This is a genomic window from Ruegeria sp. BHSC276 (assembly GCF_059612945.1).
In genome coordinates this window covers 1-17,918 of the sequence record NZ_JBXWRP010000001.1, presented here as the reverse complement: position 1 = coordinate 17,918, position 17,918 = coordinate 1, and the positions used below count along the sequence as shown (strand labels likewise).

Sequence of the window (17,918 nt, the reverse complement as noted above, 5' to 3'; positions counted from 1 at the left end):
GCGGGGTTTAGTTGTTCCGGTTCAACCCGCAACGCGGATCAGATCGATACCGTCTGCTTCGGTGGCCGTGCTGCAGATGCTCGACAGTGTGCGAGGCTGTTCATAGGGCCAGGGTGTACCGCGATGCATGACGGCGCGCTGATCCCAAATCAGAACATCGCCGACTTTCCACTGATGGGAATAGACGAATTCTGGCTGTGTACAGAATGCAATCAACTCGTCCAGAAGCGCCTGGCTTTCGGCCTCGTCGTAGCCGTCGACCTTGAAGGCATGGCTTGCTATATACAGTGCTTCGTGTCCGTTTACGGGGTTCTGCCATACGGCCTTCCAGTGCTGGTCGGGCCACTTATTGAACATTGGCAGCCTTGCCAGTTCCGGAGAAATCTTGCACCGTGAATGGCTGTAGCGGTGCCAGATGCCGCGGTTGCGAACGCGTTCCTTCAACTCTTCAGGCATCGCTGTCCAAGCAGCCCGGGTGCTGGCAAGCTCAGTTGCGCCGCCTTCGGTGGTGACGACACGACCGATCAGGATATTGGTTAGCGCCGGGTTGGGCAGAAACGTGCTGTCAGAATGCCACAAGAAGTTCGATTTCAGGTTCAGCGTCTTGAGGTCCATTTCGCCACTGGTCGTGCCGTCTTCCTGTACGTTCGACACCTTGGGAACCTCGAACTTCTCGCCGGGCTTGCGTTCATCCGCCTGCCGGTCCTCGATCGGGCCGAACAGTTTCGCGAGCGCCATGTGCTGTTCGTCGCTCACGTCCTGCCCGCGAAACAGCAGGGCGGAATGTTCTTCGAACAGCGCACGCAACTCAGGAAACAGGTTGTCCGCCCGCACGTCGGCCAGATCAATGCCGGAAACCTCGACTCCGAACTGTTGTGTCAGCGGTTTTGTCTGAATGGTCGTCATGTTCTTAACCCTTTGCCTTTGCTTCGATTTCCTCAGCGGAGAGGTGCTTGAACTCTTCCCAGGCCCGTGACTTGCCGGGGTTCAGCAGTCCCTTGGGGTCCATCCTTTTTTTCCACGCCAGATGGCGATAATCGGCGTTCTTCAGCCCGCCGCCTTCGACGTGATAGGTATGCGCATCTGCAACACTGTGGTCGTGCTGCCTATAGATGCTGTCGATCTCGCGCAGCCGTGCCTCGTCCTTGAACCAGATGATCGGCAGATCAAACGCCACTATCTTGCCGTCCAGCAGGGCGAATTCGTGGTGCTGCCAGACGTCGTCGCCAAGAGCGGCACCCACGGCGACAACCGCATCGGCGTCCGCAGGATCGGGTACGCCGATCTGCTGATAGGTGGCCGAGCGGTCGGCCTTCAGCACCTGCAATGTCGTGTGGTTATACGCAAACTCGAAAACATGCGGTATTTTTACCACCTGACGTTCTGCATCCGTCATCGCAAGGTCCAGATGGCCGCCCTGATCCGAGATCAGCTTTCGGAACGCCTCCATATCCTCGGCCGGAACCAGCGCGACCAGCAGATGCTTGCCTTCCCGAATGTGTCCTTTGAGGCGCGGGAAATATTCGACGATCCGCGCTTCGACCGTACTGGCCAGTTTTCGGCCGATATCTGACGCAGAAGCCAGGGCGTAACCTGCGGCATAGCAATCCCGGTAAGTATCAAAAGTCGCCATGCAGCCGACCCAGTCGCGGTGCGGCACGGTGCGCAGGGTGACTTCGGTGATGACTCCGTTCAACCCCCAAGCATGGTGAATCTGTAGCGCCTCTTCGGCGTCGAATTTATGCTCCTGCGGGTGTGCCTCCATCGACAGCGCCTTGAGCTGGATGATGTTGCCCTTTTCGCGTAAAGCCCCGTTAGCAATCGAGCCGATACCGGCGGACCCACCGGCGACAAAGCCGCCAATGGTGGCGATATCCTGCGTCGACGGGAACATGGTCATTTCCCAGCCCTGCGCCATCAACGCCGCGTTCACATCCGCCATCAGCGCACCAGCCTCGGCGCGCACATATCCTTCACCTATCTCAAGGATCTTGTTCATCGCCGTGGATTCGATGATCAACCCGCCCTTCAGGGGTACCGCCTGTCCATAATTCCCGGTCCCTCCGCCGCGCAGGGTAACGGGCAGGTCTTCCTCATAGGCGCGTTGCAGGCAGTGACGCATCTCGGACGTGGTCTTTGGGACCGCGACCAGATCGCCAAAGCACTTTCTGAGCTGCGCGTTCAGCAGCGGGCTGTACCAGAAGAAATCCCGCGAGCGTTTCTTGACCAGCACAGGTTCCGAGATCACCTCGACCGGGGCCAGGCTGGCGGCAAAGGCGTCCCAGTCGGTTTCGGTGCGGTCCATGGTTTTCGCTACCATTTTTGTTCTCCTTGCAAGGCCACGGCCAACGGGCGCGGCGAGCTGCCGTTGCCCAGAATGGCCGTGACCGAGGGGGCGTCGAACAGTTGCAGATCCCCGATTGCGGCCCCATCGACGGTTACGGGGGCAAGGCCAAGCGCGCGGCGCGCGCTGGTGGTGATCATTGGAAGATGGCTGCCAAACGGCGGGTCCAGATGCGCCGCCAGAGCGGCCAGCGAAAGGGTTGCCAGCGGGTTATGGCTGCCCAGCGGGCAGAAGGCGTCGCGGACATTGTCGGCACCCAGTACGACGTTGACGCCCGCATCCTGCAATTCGCGAATACGGGTGATGCCACGACGATCCGGTGTTCCGTCGCTGCGGCCCTGAAGATAGAGGTTTGTCGCGGGCAAAGCAGCGACGGAAATTTCGGCCCGTGCCAGTTTGTCAGCGATGCGCTGAACGTCAGGGTCTTCAAAGTTCATCAGGCTACAGGCATGACCGCACAGCACAGGGCCCTGAAACCCGGTTTCCAGCGCGGCATCCGCGATCATCTCCAGCCCGCCCAGGCCGGATTCCAGCCCCTCATCGACGTGAAAATCAAGCGCGGCATCAATCTTTTCCGCGAAGCGGAATGTGCTGAGGATACCCTCACGCCGGTTGGGCTGGTCCAGAACAAACGCGCCCAGGACCGCATTTGCCTGCGACACCTGACGGGCACAAAGCGCGGCGTAATCATCCTCGGTCATTCGGGCCACATCGGTCAGCGCCGCGCGTTGCGTGACAATACCGTCAGGCAGGTCTTCGGCCAATTCCCCTATGATGCCCCACGCCAAGGGAGTGGCCGCCGGATCGGTGGGTGTGCCCCAATCCACATGCGTGCGAATGGCGGCACAGCCCGCATTCAGTAATTCCTGCAACCCGCGCCACGCACGCGCGCGGATATCAGCTTCGGTCCAGTTCTCGCGGTCCAGCGACTGGGCCTCAATGGCCTCGGCCAGCCCGCCGCCAACGCCATCCATCCGGTCGATGGTGTGGCATTTGTCAAGATGTACATGCGGTTCAGAAAACTTGGGCAGGACAAGGCAGGTCGGAGATGCGCTGGCAGGTTCCAGCCCTACCACACGGCCATCGCGGATTATCAGATCGCCCACCAGGCAATCGCTTTGGCACTGCCCACCGAACTTCTTGTCCGCCAGCAGCGAGATGGGGACCAGAACACCGGGCAACCGTGCGATGGAAGGAACTGCATCTCTCATGAGTTGCTCCTGTGGTCGAACCGGGCAAACTCGGCGAGAAACAGCGCGAAATTGCGCCCGGCGGAGGCCAGCATCGCCTCGCCTTTTTCCACAGTGGCGGAAGAGGCATCGCCACAGACACCATCGGGGTTAAGATCACCTGCAATCCACCCGGGGGCGGCTGGCTGGCCGGTCAGGCCGATGAACTTGAACTCTTGCTGCCAATCTTCCATCGCTGTGCGAAAATTCTTCGCCTTGCCCATGTCCACCAGACCGGGCCGGGTCGCTAACATGGCTGAGGTTTCGCTGTCGCCGGCATGCAGGTCCACGGCATAGGAGGTCGGATCGAACAGCCCTTCGGTTTCGGCGAAACCGGACCACGAACACACCGCCACAATCAAATTGTGGTCGATCCGCAACTCACGCGCAGCGACCTGCAACAACGCGGTATTGCCGCCGTGCCCGTTGAACAGGACCAGACGCTCAACCCCGGCCTGCGCCACCGAAGCGCCGATATCTCGCAGAACGGCCAAAAGCGTTTCAGGAGAAAGGCTCAGAGTGCCGGGGAAATGGTTGTGTTCGCTGCTTTTGGTGATTGTCAGCGCGGGTAGCACCAGTACCGATTGCTCCGCGCTGAGGTTAGTCAGCATTCGCGCGACCGCATCTTGTGTCAGGTCAGTATCGACCGAAAGCGGAAGGTGCGGACCATGCTGTTCGGTCGCGCCCAGTGGCAGCACCGCTACCGTGTCAGATGGCAATGCCCCGAAATCAGGTGCCTTCAGATCGGCCCAATGACCTTGAACACTCATGCCGCCCGCCCCAGGAAACTGTCAAGAAACCCGTTGAACCAACGCCCCTGCGCCGCATCGTGCGCATCCATCAACCGGTTCTGCGTCTGCTCATCCTGCACACCTGGCCTTCCGTACACATGTTTCTTGCTATCCTGCCAGCGGCGGAACCCAGTTGGCGTGACTTCAGCATGGAATTGAAAGCCGTAGACGTTATCGCCATAACGAAAGGCCTGGTTCGGGTATTGGGCATTGCCGGCAAGCCGCACCGCCCCTTCGGGCAGATCAAAGGTGTGATAATGCGCCTGGGTGACGACCAGCGGCTTCGCAAGAAAGCTTCCCGCCTCTTCCGTGGGCTCAAGCGGGTAGTATCCGAACTCGAAGCACTCTTCTTCCGGTGCCCCGGCCCAGGCGCCGAGGTGATAGGCAATTTGCTGACATCCCTGACAGATGCCCAGAAGTGGAATTCCCTGTTTCAGGCATTGGCTGATCCAGCGGTCTTCCTCAAGCAGGAAGGGGTGTTTTGATGTTTCAAAAACATCAAAAAGACCGCCATAGATCACTGAGGCGGCAACCTCGCCGACATCATCCAGACGGTCCCCGGAAAAGGGTTTGCGTGTGACGGCCTCATAACCGTTTGCAGCCAGCCAGGTGACCACACGATCATCTTCAGGCTCATCGCCATGGCGCACCAATAGGACACGCGATGCCATATTCTCCCTCCTTCAGAGAATTGGTTTGCGTGGCCCTGATATTGATCTGTGCCAGAGAGTTTCTTAAGGCTTGCAAACTCATAGCTATCTTGCAAGCCTTTTGTGTGATCGAAAATTGAGCAACAAAATGAGAACCTTAACACCAACCTCTATTCGACCGCCATTTGGCAATTACGTCCATGGCACCGAGATACCGGCTGGCAAACGATTGGTTGTCACCTCTGGTCAGCTCGGCATACGGGCCGATGATTCGATCCCCGAAAGTTGCTATGAACAGGCCGTGATTTGTTTCGAAAGCATCCGCGAAATTCTGCGCGATGGAAAGATGGAGCCCTCCGACGTCGCCCATATTTCAGCTTACGTAACCAGCCGCGAACATATGGCTGATTACATGCGTGCACGGGACGAATTTCTGGCCGGAACCGGGCGGGTTCCAAGCTCAACCTTGGTGATCGTTTCAGGGTTCACGCGCGAAGAGTTCAAAGTCGAAGTGGAGGTCATGGCCGCAAAGTAATACTTGCTTGCGGACTTGCCCTGCCAGACGCAAAGCAACGTCAGTCTGAAGATACTGTCTTGGCGACTTCAGACGCCTTTCTTCAGGCAGGCTTCCGCTTGGCTGCTTACACGTAATCAAGTTGGCATCGCCTTATGTGGCTGTCCTCGTTCCGTGCATATTCCACGGGGTCTCGCCCGGGACTGTCGCTTGTTCGCCGCGTGGTTCTTACGTTTCTGACCATTCCGGTGGAGGAGGGTTATTCAATCACTTGTGTTGGTATCAAGTTTAGCGTGAGTTGCGTGCGATCGTCATCGAACGTGAACGGTGCTTTAGTTCTGCCGCATCGCCAGACGGCAGCGTCGCTGTCTGCAAACGCTGCAGAATCTCATCCGGTATCGGTGCCGCATGAGGGCTTGGCTTTTGCCGGACGTGAAGCTCTATGAATTCAACGACCGCCGCGAGATCACCGTCTCTGAGCATTTCCATATGCAAGTGAAAGCGCTTTTCATCACAATTCAAAACTCGCGTTTCAATGCGAAGATGGTCGGCTTCCTTCACTTCCTTCAGATAATATTTGTGGTCTTCAAGCAGGTAAATCGTGCACCCGGTGCGCGCGCGATACTCTGCATCGAATCCGACCTCATCCTGCATCGCATCGACGGCGTGGCTGAATACCAACCCGTAACAGGCGTCTTACATATGGCCGTTGTAGTCGATCCATTCAGGATTCACTGTGGTTTCAAACGTGAACATCAATCTTGTGGCACCTCAAGATCATAGAAACGTGCTGCGGTCTGACGGAACACTGCCGAATGCGCCTCAGTTGGCACCAGATCAAGGTAAGCCTGCATCAGAGAGGCGTAATCGCCGTAGAGCTTGTCGACCGGGAAGTTTGAGCCAAACATGACCCTCTTGGGTCCGAATTGTTCAAGACAGACTTCGATGATCGGGCGAATACTGTCTGGCGTCCATTTGTGATCGAACATGCCTAGACCGGAGAGCTTGCACGAGACATGCGGTAGATTGGACATCGCGCACAGTCTCTGAGCCCAGTCGTTCAGGCCCGCCGGGCTGCGGTCATGCGGTGAGCCTGCGTGACACAGGGCAATTTTTGTATCCGGAGCCTGCGCCAATACCCCTGCCGTTTTCTCCAACAACTCAGGAATGAGCTGCAGATCAAATCTGAGACCGCGCCGTCCGGCCTCCTGCAGTCCGACCAGAAATCGCGGATCGTCCAGCAAAAGATTGGTACCTGTCTGCACGTCCTCTCCGGGTGCCCGGCCAACGATCTGGCGCACGCCACGCACAGTTGGAAGGTCCTGAAACGTGTCAAGCTGATTGGGCAGGTCGGTCGAGGTCAGGTCGCAGAACACAACCTGCGCCATCGGCCAGTCTGGATTGGCATCGGCAACGCTTTGGACCCACCGGGCTTCGTCCAGACCACTTTCGGCCCCCACCTGGATATGGACCGAAGCAACGACGCCGCAGGGTGCGGATTCGGATCGGAACTCGCTCAGCATATAGTCTCGCTGAATCTGCGTCGGGTCGCCAAAGAACCTTTCCACCCCACGGGCCATCAGCCAAGGGTAGTGTACCGTTGTAAGGTCCCAAAGGTGGTGATGCGCGTCGATCCAGCCGGTCATGTCCGTGGTACTTTCGCCATGCGTCCCAGAATATCGACGCCTTGTTGCTTCCAGAAATGCAGCAGGTCGATGAAGATCCAGTTTTCGGCCAGCTTGTCGCCCTCGCGTCGATAGATGTCGATCACCCGGAATTCACCGGCCTTGTCGGTGGCCGGCATGCCCATAAATCCACCCGTCGGGCGGGCGGTGAAATTCGGCCAGCCGAAAAAGCCGCCATAATGACCCTCAGCCATGCGGCAAATGTGTTTGGTCTTTGAACGGTCCGTGAAGGATGCGCGGAATGGGCCAGAATGCTGTTTAGCGTAGCGTTCGATCGTGTAGGTTGCACCGATCCCTGCGGGGCCCCACCAGATCATGTCGTCATGCCAGGTTTGTGTGAGTTCATCTTCGATCGAAAGACCCGACTGCCAGGTACCCAAATCGCCGATCATGGCATTTATGGCGGCAAGCGTGGCCTGACCCTCAGCCTCAGGTGCATCATCGTATAGCAATCCGTTGTGGGTCAGCGGGCCGGGCTGTACCAGATGCGCCGCTGTTTGCGGCGGGAAGGGGTTGAGCCCTGCCTGCATCATCAGGTGCGGAATGTCGAAATACATCGCGGTTTCCACGATGCGGCCATTTTCGACCTTGTTGAACTCGCAATACCGCAGAAAAGTCATCTTTCCGGTAGGCGCGATGCCCAGCCAGGGCCGATCAAAGAGGCCCATTAAGTGACCCATCGATACTACCCAGGTGCCTGTGAACCCGTCCAACTCGTTGCGCCCTGCAAAGAAGACGTCCTGCCGCCGTTGCATCCGTGTCAGTGACAGGCGCAGCGGCGTCCAGAATTTTTCAGCCAGTGCGTCCGGTCCGGTCAATTCGCCAAACGGATGGAACCCGCGCCACAGCGCATCGGGTGTCATTACTTCGGAAAGTATCGATCTGATTCGATCCGGAGAAGTACCGTCCAGTATAGTATAAAGGTCTCGAACGACTTGTTTTTCTTCCTGAAAGCTCACAGCTGTTTCCCGAGTTTTTCGCCTGTTTGCAGCATGTGTACTGGTCGATCCAAACCTTTCATGTCCAGTACATTCGCAGACGAAGGCCACGCACTTGTGAATTCAGGTACAGTCGAACCACGCATGTTCAGGCGGTAGGATAGGGCTGTTCTGGTCGCAGTCCCGAACACCTAAAGGGACGCAACCCGGCGCAAGTTTTCGAGCAGCCAAAAGTGGAGCGGACTGTTGGCATTGCGTGCGTGTCGAACAGCTTGCAGTTGAAAACCGCCGACCTCAATCGGCAATGGTCTGTGGACGATATCGAAACGTTGTCCATTGGTTTGGGCGACATGCTCGGGCAGCGTTACGACAAGATCCGATCTTTCGATGATCGAGAGCGCCGAAAAAAGCGAGGGAACGACCGTGCGAATATTTCTTTTGTAGCCTCGAATTCGCAACGCTTCGTCCACCCTGTTTCTGATCAGACCGTGGGGCGACACAAGCAGGTGGTCCACTTGCGCCATGTCATCGAGTGTCGGGTTTGCAGTCAACAGAGGGTGGTCGCGGCGACCAGCCAGAACGTAGTGCTCTGTATAGAGGTCCTCGACAACAAAAGACGCCTCGCTTTTTTGTGGAATATCAAAGTATCCAATGGCGAGGTCGATCTGTCCATGCACAAGAGCGTCGAGCGCCTCGCTATAGACGAATGGATAGGCCTGTACATCAATGTTTGGGCTGAGGTTGCGCATTTCGGCAACAAGTTTTGGTATCACACTCGTCAGTTCGTAATCGAACGCGCCGATCCTAAGGTCGGTCGCAGTGGAAAGTGGGTCGAATTTTTCCGGGTCTTCGAGCGTTTCTGAAAGCAGCCGTACAATCCTGCGAATTTTGGGTTCCAATTCATGCGCCAGCGATGTCGGTTCGAGCCCGTGCGCGCGGCGCAGAAAAAGCGGATCCTCATAGAGCATGCGAAGTCGTTTCAAGGCATGGCTGACAGCCGGTTGGGTCAATCCCATCTCGCGTGCAACCTCTGTTGCTTTGCGATGCCGCATAAGGCTGAGGAAGATCAACAGCACCGTTGTATCGATCAATCTTAAATTAATTTTGTTTATATCTACCATAGAACGATTTCATTATACTGAATATCGGCCTTCGTCTAGTCTCTTTGCATACGTATGCACGGCGACCCATCAGGGAGGGACTCAATGGCCGAGATTCAACTTCGCAACGTTGGAAAGCGTTGGGGTTCGTTTGTTGGGGTCGACAATTTCGACCTGACGATTTCCGACAAAGAGTTTCTGGTTCTACTTGGTCCATCAGGCTGCGGCAAAACCACGACGATGCGTATGATCGCGGGTCTGGAAGATGCCAGTGAGGGTGACATCCTGATCGACGGCGCCCGTGTCAACGACATGGAGCCCAAGGATCGTGACGTCGCGATGGTATTCCAATCTTACGCTCTGTATCCGAACATGAACGTTTACGAGAACATCCGGTTCCCGTTGAAGGTTCGCGGCATCGACCCCGCCACGCATGACGAAAAAGTGCGACGCGCATCGGCTATGGTCGAACTGGACGACTTCCTGCACCGCAAGCCCGCAGAATTGTCGGGCGGTCAGCGCCAACGTGTTGCGTTGGCCCGTGCCATCGTGCGGGAACCGAATGTATTCCTAATGGATGAGCCGCTGTCGAACCTCGACGCAAAGCTGCGCTTGTCGACCCGTGCGCAGATCAAGAACCTCAGCCATGAACTGGCGGTGACCACGATCTACGTGACGCACGACCAGATTGAGGCGATGACGCTGGCCGACCGTGTGGTGGTAATGAAGAGTGGTGTTGTGCAGCAGGTTGGCAGCCCGACCGAGATTTACGACACCCCGGCTAACACCTTTGTGGCCAGCTTTATCGGCAACCCGGCCATGAACCTGATGGAAGGTGAGGTTCGGAACGGTGTTTTCACGGCTAAGAACGTCGAAATCTCTGGTCTGAGCGCACCGGATGGTGCGATGACATTGGGTTTCCGTGCCGAAGATGCCGATCTTGCCGTGGAAGGGCAGGGGCAGATCAACGCTCCTATCTACACGCAGGAATTGCTGGGCGACGCCACAATGATTTCGGTTCGCGTCGGTGGTGCCCTGGTATCGGTGAAAGCGGACAAGAATTTCCGAGCAGAGATCGACGACATGGTTTCAATCTCGGTTCCAGCTGAAATCTGCCATCTGTTTGACGGCAAGACCGGTGCCCGGATCTGAACACAGCCCCGCTTTATGATCGGGGACAAACCCCGGCGTTAGAAACTCATGCGTGAACGGGCCACGCACTCAAAAAACTCAGAAAAACAGGGAGACAGAAATGTTCCTTAGAAAAATCGCTACAGCAACCGCCCTTGTGGGCCTGATGGGTTCGGCAGCCTACGCCGCCGACTGCGGGCCGGAAGGTCAATCCATTCGAATTCTCGCCAGCGACTTCCCGGCAATCCACGCAGTTGCGGGAGCCGCCGAAGCCAATTGCGGTGGGGCTGCAGCTGAATTCAACACCAACCACACCACCGAAGCGCGCTCAATCATGAACGCCGCTCTGACACCGAACCCGTCGGAATATACATCGGTGATCCTAGCCAACTCGACGCTGACCCAGCTGATGAACGACGGTCTGGTGCGCCCGCTGAACGATCTGGTTGAGAAATACAAGGACAGCATCCCGCCGAACCTGCTGATCACCATTGATGGCAACGTTATGGCCGTGGCCTTCATGGCCAACTCGCAGCACCTGTTCTCGCGCAAGGATATCCTGGAACAGGCCGGTGTAGACGGCATTCCGGCGACTTATGAAGAAGTTATCGAAGCCGCCGAGAAAATCCGCGCCGCCGGTATCATGGAGCATCCGATCGCGATGAACCTCCAGACCGGTTGGAACGTGGGAGAAGTATTCAACATGATCTATCTGGGTCATGGCGGTGAGTTCTTTGAGCCTGGTTCTGCTGAACCTTCGATCAATAACGAAAAGGGTGTGGCCGCGCTGGAAACTATGAAGGCCCTGGTGGAATACGCCCACCCTGACCACTTGACCCACGCGTCGAACGAAACGCAGGGCCTGTGGGAATCCGGCCAGGCGGCTCTGGCTGTCATGTGGGGTTCGCGTGGTGCACCGATTCTGGATGACGAAGGGTCTACCGAAGAAGTGACCTCGAACACGGTTCTGTCTGCTGCGCCAACAGTAGGTGGCGGATCGATCCCTGCAGCCACGCTGTGGTGGGACGGTATCACCATCGCATCCAACGTGTCGGACGAAGAAGCCGAAGCAACCTTTGCTGCGCTGATCAGTGCCCTGAACCCGGAAATGGTGGCTGCGAACAACGATGATGCAGTCTGGCTGCTTGAAGGGTTCAAGCCCGGACCGGCGGCGGCGGGTGTTGCGGCAACCGTACAGGGAGGTGCCAAGCCCTACCCGATGATTCCGCAAATGGGTCTGCTGCATGCGGCGCTCGGCTCGGAACTGACGGATTTCCTGAAGGGTGACGAGAGCGCTGAACAGGCGCTGGCGGATGTCGAATCCGCCTACCGGACCTCGGCCAAAGAAGCCGGCTTCCTCGAATAACACTCCCCGACTGGAGGGGGCTTACTTGGCCCCCTCATCTTTTTCCGGACTTTAGACTGGGACGCACGCTATGAAGCACCGCACCTTTTTCTGGTTCATTCTGCCGACGCTTTCCGCAATGATCTTATTCATTGCGCTGCCGATCGTCTCTGTCTTTGTTCAATCGCTTTTCGTCGAACACGAGCAGGTTCTGGTGGTTTCCGAAAGCTGTGGTCCATTTGGATGCACGCCAACCACGTCGGTCGATACCGAGGCCACTGCCAAGCTGCAGGAAGAACAACCGCTAGGCCGGTTCAATGGTCTGGGCACATACACCAACCGTTCGCACCTGGCATTTGCAGAGATCGGAGAAGCGTGGGCGAATTCTGACAGTTTCGGTGATTTCTGGGCTAAGGTGTACAACCTGCCATTCTACAGCGCCCTGACATTTACATTGGCGTACACCTTTATTGTCACGCCGCTGGTTTTGGCCCTTGGGTTGGCAATTGCTGTAGGTGTCAACAACCTGCCGCGTGCGCTCAAAGGAGTTGCGATTTTCATTTCGCTTCTGCCGTTTCTCGTTACGCCGCTGGTTGGCTCGTTGATCCTGTTCTGGATGGTCGATGGCGACGGTGTTATCGGCGCCACCATTCAGCGCATATTCAATGACCCGTCTCTGAGCCTGAAGGCGTCGACGGCGTTGACATGGACAATGCTGATGGTCTACGGCGTGTGGCATACCCTGCCGTTCAGTTTCATCACCTTCTACGCAGGTCTGCAAACCGTCCCAGATGATACGATGGAAGCGGCACAGATCGATGGCGCGACGAAGTGGCAGCGCTTGATCCACGTGATCGTTCCACACCTGATGCCGCTGGTTTCGTTTGTGACGCTCATGCTGATCATGGACAACTTCCGGGTTTTTGAGCCGATCGTCAGCTTCAAGGCCGAAGCCCATGCACAGTCGCTAAGCTGGATCATCTTCAACGACCTGCGCGAAAGTGGCAATCCGCTCTATGCGTCAGCAGGTGCAACCTCGCTGATTACCATCATCCTTGCGTTGATCCTGATGTCACCGGTGCTTGTTCGCACCTGGCGCGACTTCACCCGTAAATCTCACTGAGGACACGACATGGCGACCAAAGCACAATCCCGCATGACCCCGCTAAAGCTGTTCTCTTACGGCTTCGTGGCCCTCTGGCTGATAATTGCCGCCTTCCCGTTCTTCTGGACCTTCTGGGGCAGCTTCAAGGTACAGGCCGACTTCTTGTCCAAGGCCGACTGGATGAACGCCCTGACCGGTGCCAACACGATTGAGCAAACCGGCAGTGCCTTTACCGGTGCCGGCTATCACGGGGCATGGGTTCTGGAAGATTTCTGGTTCAACTTCAAGAACACCGGCATCGTGGTTTTCTTCACTGTGCTCATCTCGCTGACCTTCGGAACGCTCGGGGGGTATGCCTTGGCGCGGTCCGGTTTCCGCTATGCCTTCTGGATCCTGATGGCCGCACTTGTGTTCCGCGCTATGCCGCATATGACACTGGTCTCGGGCTATTTGCTGTGGTTCTTTGAATGGAATGTTTGGGGCATCCTGCCGACAACCATCATCGTGCTTGTGGCTATCAATCAACCCTTTACCCTGTGGATGCTTCACTCGTTCTTCAAGAACATCCCCAAGGACATGGACGAAAGTGCCATGGTCGATGGCTGCACCCGGTTCCAGGCCTTCCGGCATGTAATCGTCCCGGTCATGTGGCCCGGCGTGATTACCACCGGTCTGTTCAGTTTCCTGCTGGCCTACAACGACTTTACCGTGGCCGTGATGCTTCTGAGTGAAGAGAACGAGACCATCATTCCCGCCATCAACAGCTTTATGGGCACCACCCAGGTTGAAGGCAAGGTCATGTACGCGGTCGCGGCCGTGGTTTCGGCCACCGCACCACTGTTTGTCCTGATCCTGTTCTTCCAGCGCCAGATCGTCAGCGGTCTGACGGCAGGGGCGGTCAAGGGCTGATGAGTGCATCTGCAAGACATAACGCAGTTGGGCGCCACCCGGCGCTCAACCGGATGCCAAGGGATTTTCTGACGGCCGATTAACCCTCCCCGTCCACACAGAAAAACTCTTGGCAACCGGAAAAGGAATAGAGACATGAAGGGTTCCCGCCCCGAACAGGCCGCGCTAACACGCGACACGGACATGAGCAAAACCGACCAGACCCGCGCGGTGATCGAAGGGATGGTCGATGGGCTGAACGACCACCGCATTGACGACATTGGCAGGTTCTTCGCGGCAGGGTTCCGTTGGATGGGCAACCAGGGCTGCGGCACCAAGACCGGGCTCAAAGAATTTCAGGAAAACTGGCAGCGCCCATTCCAGGCTGCGTTTTCCGACAAGACCTGCATCGACGAGGCCCGGCTTTACATGAGCGAATGGGCTGCGGCCTTTGGCCGGCAAGAGGCAACCCATTCCGGTGAATTCCTGGGCATCGCGCCCACCGGCAAGCGGGTCGAGATCCGCTATATGGATTTCTGGAAAGTCGTCGACGGCAAGATTGTCGACAACTGGGTGAATGTCGATTTCGCCCATGTCGCCGCTCAACTGGGCGTGGACCTATTTAACGGCGAAGGCTGGGAAACATTCGACCGGGGAGAAAAGACTCCGCCCCGGCCCGACAACTGAGGATTAGGACAATGGCTATCGAATATCTGAAACGCGGCAAACCCGAGGCCGACCGGGCCGAGGACGATGCCAAAACCCGCGCCGTCGTTGAAGCGACGCTGAAAGACATCGAAACCCGTGGCGACACGGCAGTGCGCGAACTGTCGGAGAAGTTCGACAATTACTCGCCGGAAAGCTTCCGCCTGAGCCAGGAACAGATCGACGAGCTGATCGCTTCGCTGTCCGAGCGCGAACTGGCCGACATCAAGTTTGCTCAGAAGCAGGTGATGAACTTTGCGCAGGCGCAGCGCGACTCGATGCTGGATATCGAGGTCGAAACGATGCCCGGCGTGATCCTGGGTCACAAGAACATTCCGGTGCAGTCGGTTGGCTGCTATGTGCCCGGTGGCAAGTTCCCGATGGTGGCCTCGGCGCATATGTCCGTGGCGACCGCCAAGGTGGCCGGTGTGCCGCGCATCATCGCCTGCACCCCACCGTTTCAGGGCAAACCGAACGCGGCCGTGATCGCGGCGATGCATCTGGGCGGCGCGCATGAGATCTATGTCATGGGCGGCATTCAGGCCATCGGCGCCATGGCGATCGGGACCGAGACCATCGATCCGGTTCACATGCTGGTCGGCCCCGGCAACGCCTTTGTGGCCGAAGCCAAGCGCCAACTGTTCGGCCGCGTCGGCATCGACCTGTTCGCCGGCCCGACCGAGACCATGGTGATCGCCGATGAAACCGCAGCCGATGCCGAGCTTTGCGCCACCGACCTGCTGGGTCAGGCCGAGCATGGCTATAACAGCCCCTGCGTTCTGGTCACCAACTCGCGCAAGCTGGCCGAAGACACGCTGAGCGAGATCGACCGTATCCTGGGCATCCTGCCCACCGCGGGCACCGCCAAGGTCAGCTGGGATGAATACGGCGAGATCATCGTCTGCGACACCTATGACGAGATGTTGCAGGTTGCGGATGACATCGCCTCCGAGCACGTTCAGGTCATGACCGACCGCGACGACTGGTTCCTGGACAACATGACCTGCTACGGGGCGCTGTTCCTGGGTCCGCGCACCAACGTGGCCAACGGCGACAAAGTGATCGGTACTAACCACACGCTGCCGACCAAAAAGGCCGGGCGCTATACCGGCGGGCTCTGGGTCGGCAAGTTCATGAAAACGCACAGCTACCAGAAAGTCGTCACCGACGAGGCGACGACGCTGATCGGCGAATACGGCTCGCGCCTGTGCATGCTGGAAGGCTTTGTCGGCCATGCCGAGCAATGCAACATCCGCGTCCGGCGCTTTGGCGGCATCAACGTGCCCTACGGCGAAGGCGCGCCTTATCGCGAGGCTGCGGACGCGTCCTCGTAGACGCAGGGCAGACCGTCACGAAAATTGCGCCCGGGTTCGCCCGGGCGTCACGGATTTTGAATGAGAAGCAGATAACACAATGCGAGATTTCGCAATGGACACACATTCTACCCATAAGGCCCTGATCGCACCCTTGCGCGAGGCCATGTACAACTTTGACGAGGCCGGCGTCCGCGCCGCGCTGCAGGCGGTGATTGCGACTGACGCCGTCATCCACATGCCGCATCCGTTCGGCGACCTGACCGGGCCGCAGGAACTCTACGACACCTGTTATGCGCCGCTGCTGACATCCATGCCGGATCTGGAACGCCGCGACTGGATCGTCATGGGCGGGCCGACCGAGCATGGCAACGACTGGGTCGGCTGCGGCGGCCACTACGTTGGTACCTTCGTCGCCCCCTGGCTGGACATCCCGCCGACTGGGCATCTGACCCATATGCGGTTCCACGAGTTTTACCGCTTCGAAAATGGCAAGGTTGTCGAGATCCAGACGCTTTGGGACATCCCCGAAGTGATGATGCAGGCTAAGGCCTGGCCGATGGCCCCGTCGCTGGGGCTGGAATTCTGCATTCCCGGCCCGGCGACTCTGGACGGCATCGTGCCCGGACCGTGGGATGAGGCGAAATCTCAGGCCTCGTGCAATCATATCGTCGAGATGCTGAACCACCTGAAGAAACACCCCAGCCAGGGTGGGCCTGAAGTGATGGAGATGGAGCGGTTCTGGCATCCGCGCATGAACTGGTACGGCCCCGCCGGGATCGGCACCGGGCGTGGGATCGCAGGGTTCCGCAACTGGCACCAGATACCTTTCCTGAACGGCATGCCTGACCGCGGTAAATACATCGAAGATATCACCTACCATTTCTTTGGCGACGGCGACTATGCCGCCGTCACCGGGTGGCCGAACATGATCCAGACCGTCACCCATGACGGCTGGATGGGCATTGCGCCGTCGGGCAAGAAGATCACCATGAGATCGCTGGATTTCTGGCGGCTGGAAAATGGTCTGATCCGCGAGAACTGGGTCATGGTCGACCTGCTGGATGCCTACCGCCAACTGGGCGTAGATGTCTTTGCCCGCCTGCGCGAGTTCAACAAGGTTCGCGTTCAGGGCACGATTCCGTTCCCGGTTGGCGAGGTCTGATATGCCCCAATTCCCCAGCACCCCCAGTTTCGACCTGAGCGGCAAGCGCGCACTGGTCGCCGGAGCCTCGTCGGGCATCGGCATGGCCTGTGCCGTGGCGCTGGCGGAACACGGTGCTGAGGTCACTTTGGCGGCGCGCCGTACTGGCGCACTGCAGGATATTGCGCAGGATATGTCGGCGCAGGGGTGGTCTGCCGAGATTCTGGAACTGGATGTTTCGGACGTGGCGGCAACTGCTGAGGCCGTGGCGCAGAACGGGCCGTTCGATATTCTGCTGAACTCGGCCGGGCTTGCCCGTCACGGCAAGGCCGTGGACACACAGCCCGATGATTTCGATGCAGTCATGGGGGTAAATGTCAAAGGCGCCTATTTCCTGACCCAAGCCGTTGCAAAAGGCTTGCTGGAAGCCGGTCGCCCCGGCTCGCTGATCAACATATCCAGCCAGATGGGCCACGTTGGCGGACGAGAACGCGCCGTTTATTGCGCGTCGAAATTCGCGGTCGAAGGGTTCACCAAGGCGATGGCGCTGGAGTTCGGATCGGCTAAGATCCGCATCAACACCATCTGCCCCACCTTCATTCTGACCGAGCTGACCAGATCCACCTTCGACGACCCGGACAAACGCGCCTGGATTCTGGACAAGATCAAGCTGGGCCGTCCTGGAGAGATTGAGGACATCATGGGGGCAGTGGTCTATCTGGCTTCGGATGCATCAAATCTGGTGACTGGCACGGCCCTGATGGTCGATGGAGGTTGGACGGCAGATTGATGGTTGCGCAGAAAGTCACATCGGCAGAAGTTGCCCGCCTTGCTGGTGTAAGCCAGTCGGCGGTCAGCCGGGTGTTCACGCCCGGTGCCTCGGCCTCTGCCAAGACCATCGAAAAAGTGCGCAAAGCCGCGAAAGGGCACTGTCAAAGCAAACTGCCTTGAGGCGGGAAGGGCGGTTTTGTAGCGTCGCACCATGACCCAACGATCGCCGTTTCGCTATTTCAAAACCAGTCCAGAAATCATCCCT

At 57.9% G+C, this 17,918-nt stretch carries 18 protein-coding genes and 1 pseudogene; 10 read left to right on the top strand and 9 right to left on the bottom strand.

Annotation, left to right across the window (positions count from 1 at the left end; translation table 11 throughout):
• Positions 1 to 21: 21 nt before the first annotated feature.
• From AC2FMD_RS00095 to AC2FMD_RS00075, 5 genes are read right to left on the bottom strand one after another with little or no spacing between them, the layout of a single operon-like run.
• A complete protein-coding gene (locus AC2FMD_RS00095; protein WP_496742764.1) occupies positions 22 to 906 on the bottom strand; it encodes a TauD/TfdA dioxygenase family protein in 885 nt (294 codons plus the stop codon).
• A 4-nt stretch (positions 907 to 910) separates the two neighbouring features.
• A complete protein-coding gene (locus tag AC2FMD_RS00090; protein WP_496742763.1) occupies positions 911 to 2,320 on the bottom strand; it encodes an FAD-binding oxidoreductase in 1,410 nt (469 codons plus the stop codon).
• Positions 2,314 to 3,555, bottom strand: coding sequence for an amidohydrolase family protein (locus AC2FMD_RS00085; protein WP_496742762.1), 1,242 nt, complete (start codon positions 3,553 to 3,555; stop codon positions 2,314 to 2,316). Before AC2FMD_RS00085 ends, AC2FMD_RS00090 begins: the two co-directional genes overlap by 7 nt.
• Positions 3,552 to 4,343: a creatininase family protein gene (locus AC2FMD_RS00080; protein WP_496742761.1), complete on the bottom strand. Its 792-nt coding sequence runs from the start codon at positions 4,341 to 4,343 to the stop codon at positions 3,552 to 3,554. The genes AC2FMD_RS00085 and AC2FMD_RS00080 overlap by 4 nt, the downstream gene beginning before the upstream one ends.
• Positions 4,340 to 5,035, bottom strand: a complete 696-nt coding sequence (locus AC2FMD_RS00075; protein WP_496742760.1) for a glutamine amidotransferase-related protein — start codon at positions 5,033 to 5,035, stop codon at positions 4,340 to 4,342. Before AC2FMD_RS00075 ends, AC2FMD_RS00080 begins: the two co-directional genes overlap by 4 nt.
• Before the next feature lie 115 nt (positions 5,036 to 5,150).
• Between AC2FMD_RS00075 and AC2FMD_RS00070 the strand changes: the two genes are divergently transcribed.
• Positions 5,151 to 5,549, top strand: a complete 399-nt coding sequence (locus AC2FMD_RS00070; RefSeq protein ID WP_496742759.1) for a RidA family protein — start codon at positions 5,151 to 5,153, stop codon at positions 5,547 to 5,549.
• A 267-nt stretch (positions 5,550 to 5,816) separates the two neighbouring features.
• Here the strand turns inward: AC2FMD_RS00070 and AC2FMD_RS00065 are convergent, their stop codons facing one another.
• The 4 genes from AC2FMD_RS00065 to AC2FMD_RS00050 form a co-directional block, all read right to left on the bottom strand.
• Positions 5,817 to 6,209: a thioesterase family protein gene (locus tag AC2FMD_RS00065; RefSeq protein ID WP_496794529.1), complete on the bottom strand. Its 393-nt coding sequence runs from the start codon at positions 6,207 to 6,209 to the stop codon at positions 5,817 to 5,819.
• 74 nt (positions 6,210 to 6,283) lie between these two features.
• Positions 6,284 to 7,174, bottom strand: a complete 891-nt coding sequence (locus AC2FMD_RS00060) for an amidohydrolase family protein (protein ID WP_496794528.1) — start codon at positions 7,172 to 7,174, stop codon at positions 6,284 to 6,286.
• Positions 7,171 to 8,172, bottom strand: a complete 1,002-nt coding sequence (locus AC2FMD_RS00055; RefSeq protein WP_496794527.1) for an ester cyclase — start codon at positions 8,170 to 8,172, stop codon at positions 7,171 to 7,173. Before AC2FMD_RS00055 ends, AC2FMD_RS00060 begins: the two co-directional genes overlap by 4 nt.
• A gap of 170 nt (positions 8,173 to 8,342) precedes the next feature.
• The gene (locus tag AC2FMD_RS00050; protein ID WP_496794526.1) at positions 8,343 to 9,242 is read right to left on the bottom strand and encodes a LysR family transcriptional regulator; all 900 of its coding nucleotides are present in this window, start codon (positions 9,240 to 9,242) and stop codon (positions 8,343 to 8,345) included.
• A gap of 114 nt (positions 9,243 to 9,356) precedes the next feature.
• On the opposite strand from AC2FMD_RS00050, the gene AC2FMD_RS00045 reads away from it, so the two are divergent.
• The 9 genes and pseudogenes from AC2FMD_RS00045 to AC2FMD_RS00005 form a co-directional block, all read left to right on the top strand.
• Positions 9,357 to 10,403, top strand: coding sequence for an ABC transporter ATP-binding protein (locus AC2FMD_RS00045; RefSeq protein WP_496742794.1), 1,047 nt, complete (start codon positions 9,357 to 9,359; stop codon positions 10,401 to 10,403).
• Between the two features lie 100 nt (positions 10,404 to 10,503).
• The gene (locus AC2FMD_RS00040; RefSeq protein ID WP_170525362.1) at positions 10,504 to 11,748 is read left to right on the top strand and encodes an ABC transporter substrate-binding protein; all 1,245 of its coding nucleotides are present in this window, start codon (positions 10,504 to 10,506) and stop codon (positions 11,746 to 11,748) included.
• 70 nt (positions 11,749 to 11,818) lie between these two features.
• Positions 11,819 to 12,850 carry a carbohydrate ABC transporter permease gene (locus AC2FMD_RS00035; RefSeq protein WP_170815427.1) on the top strand — a complete coding sequence of 344 codons (1,032 nt, stop codon included), beginning with the start codon at positions 11,819 to 11,821 and terminating at the stop codon, positions 12,848 to 12,850.
• 9 nt (positions 12,851 to 12,859) lie between these two features.
• Positions 12,860 to 13,741 (top strand): carbohydrate ABC transporter permease, encoded by an 882-nt coding sequence (locus AC2FMD_RS00030; RefSeq protein WP_170525366.1) that lies wholly within the window; start codon positions 12,860 to 12,862, stop codon positions 13,739 to 13,741.
• Between the two features lie 135 nt (positions 13,742 to 13,876).
• On the top strand, positions 13,877 to 14,407 hold the full coding sequence (locus AC2FMD_RS00025; RefSeq protein WP_496742754.1) for an ester cyclase: 531 nt from the start codon (positions 13,877 to 13,879) through the stop codon (positions 14,405 to 14,407).
• Between the two features lie 11 nt (positions 14,408 to 14,418).
• Positions 14,419 to 15,759, top strand: a complete 1,341-nt coding sequence (gene hisD, locus AC2FMD_RS00020; RefSeq protein WP_496794525.1) for a histidinol dehydrogenase — start codon at positions 14,419 to 14,421, stop codon at positions 15,757 to 15,759.
• A 94-nt stretch (positions 15,760 to 15,853) separates the two neighbouring features.
• A complete protein-coding gene (locus AC2FMD_RS00015) occupies positions 15,854 to 16,903 on the top strand; it encodes an ester cyclase (protein WP_496794524.1) in 1,050 nt (349 codons plus the stop codon).
• Position 16,904: 1 nt separating this feature from the next.
• Positions 16,905 to 17,672 carry an SDR family NAD(P)-dependent oxidoreductase gene (locus AC2FMD_RS00010; protein WP_496794523.1) on the top strand — a complete coding sequence of 256 codons (768 nt, stop codon included), beginning with the start codon at positions 16,905 to 16,907 and terminating at the stop codon, positions 17,670 to 17,672.
• A pseudogene (locus AC2FMD_RS00005) lies at positions 17,672 to 17,806 on the top strand (LacI family DNA-binding transcriptional regulator); the annotation flags it as partial. The gene AC2FMD_RS00010 and the pseudogene AC2FMD_RS00005, both read left to right, overlap by 1 nt.
• Positions 17,807 to 17,918 lie beyond the last annotated feature (112 nt).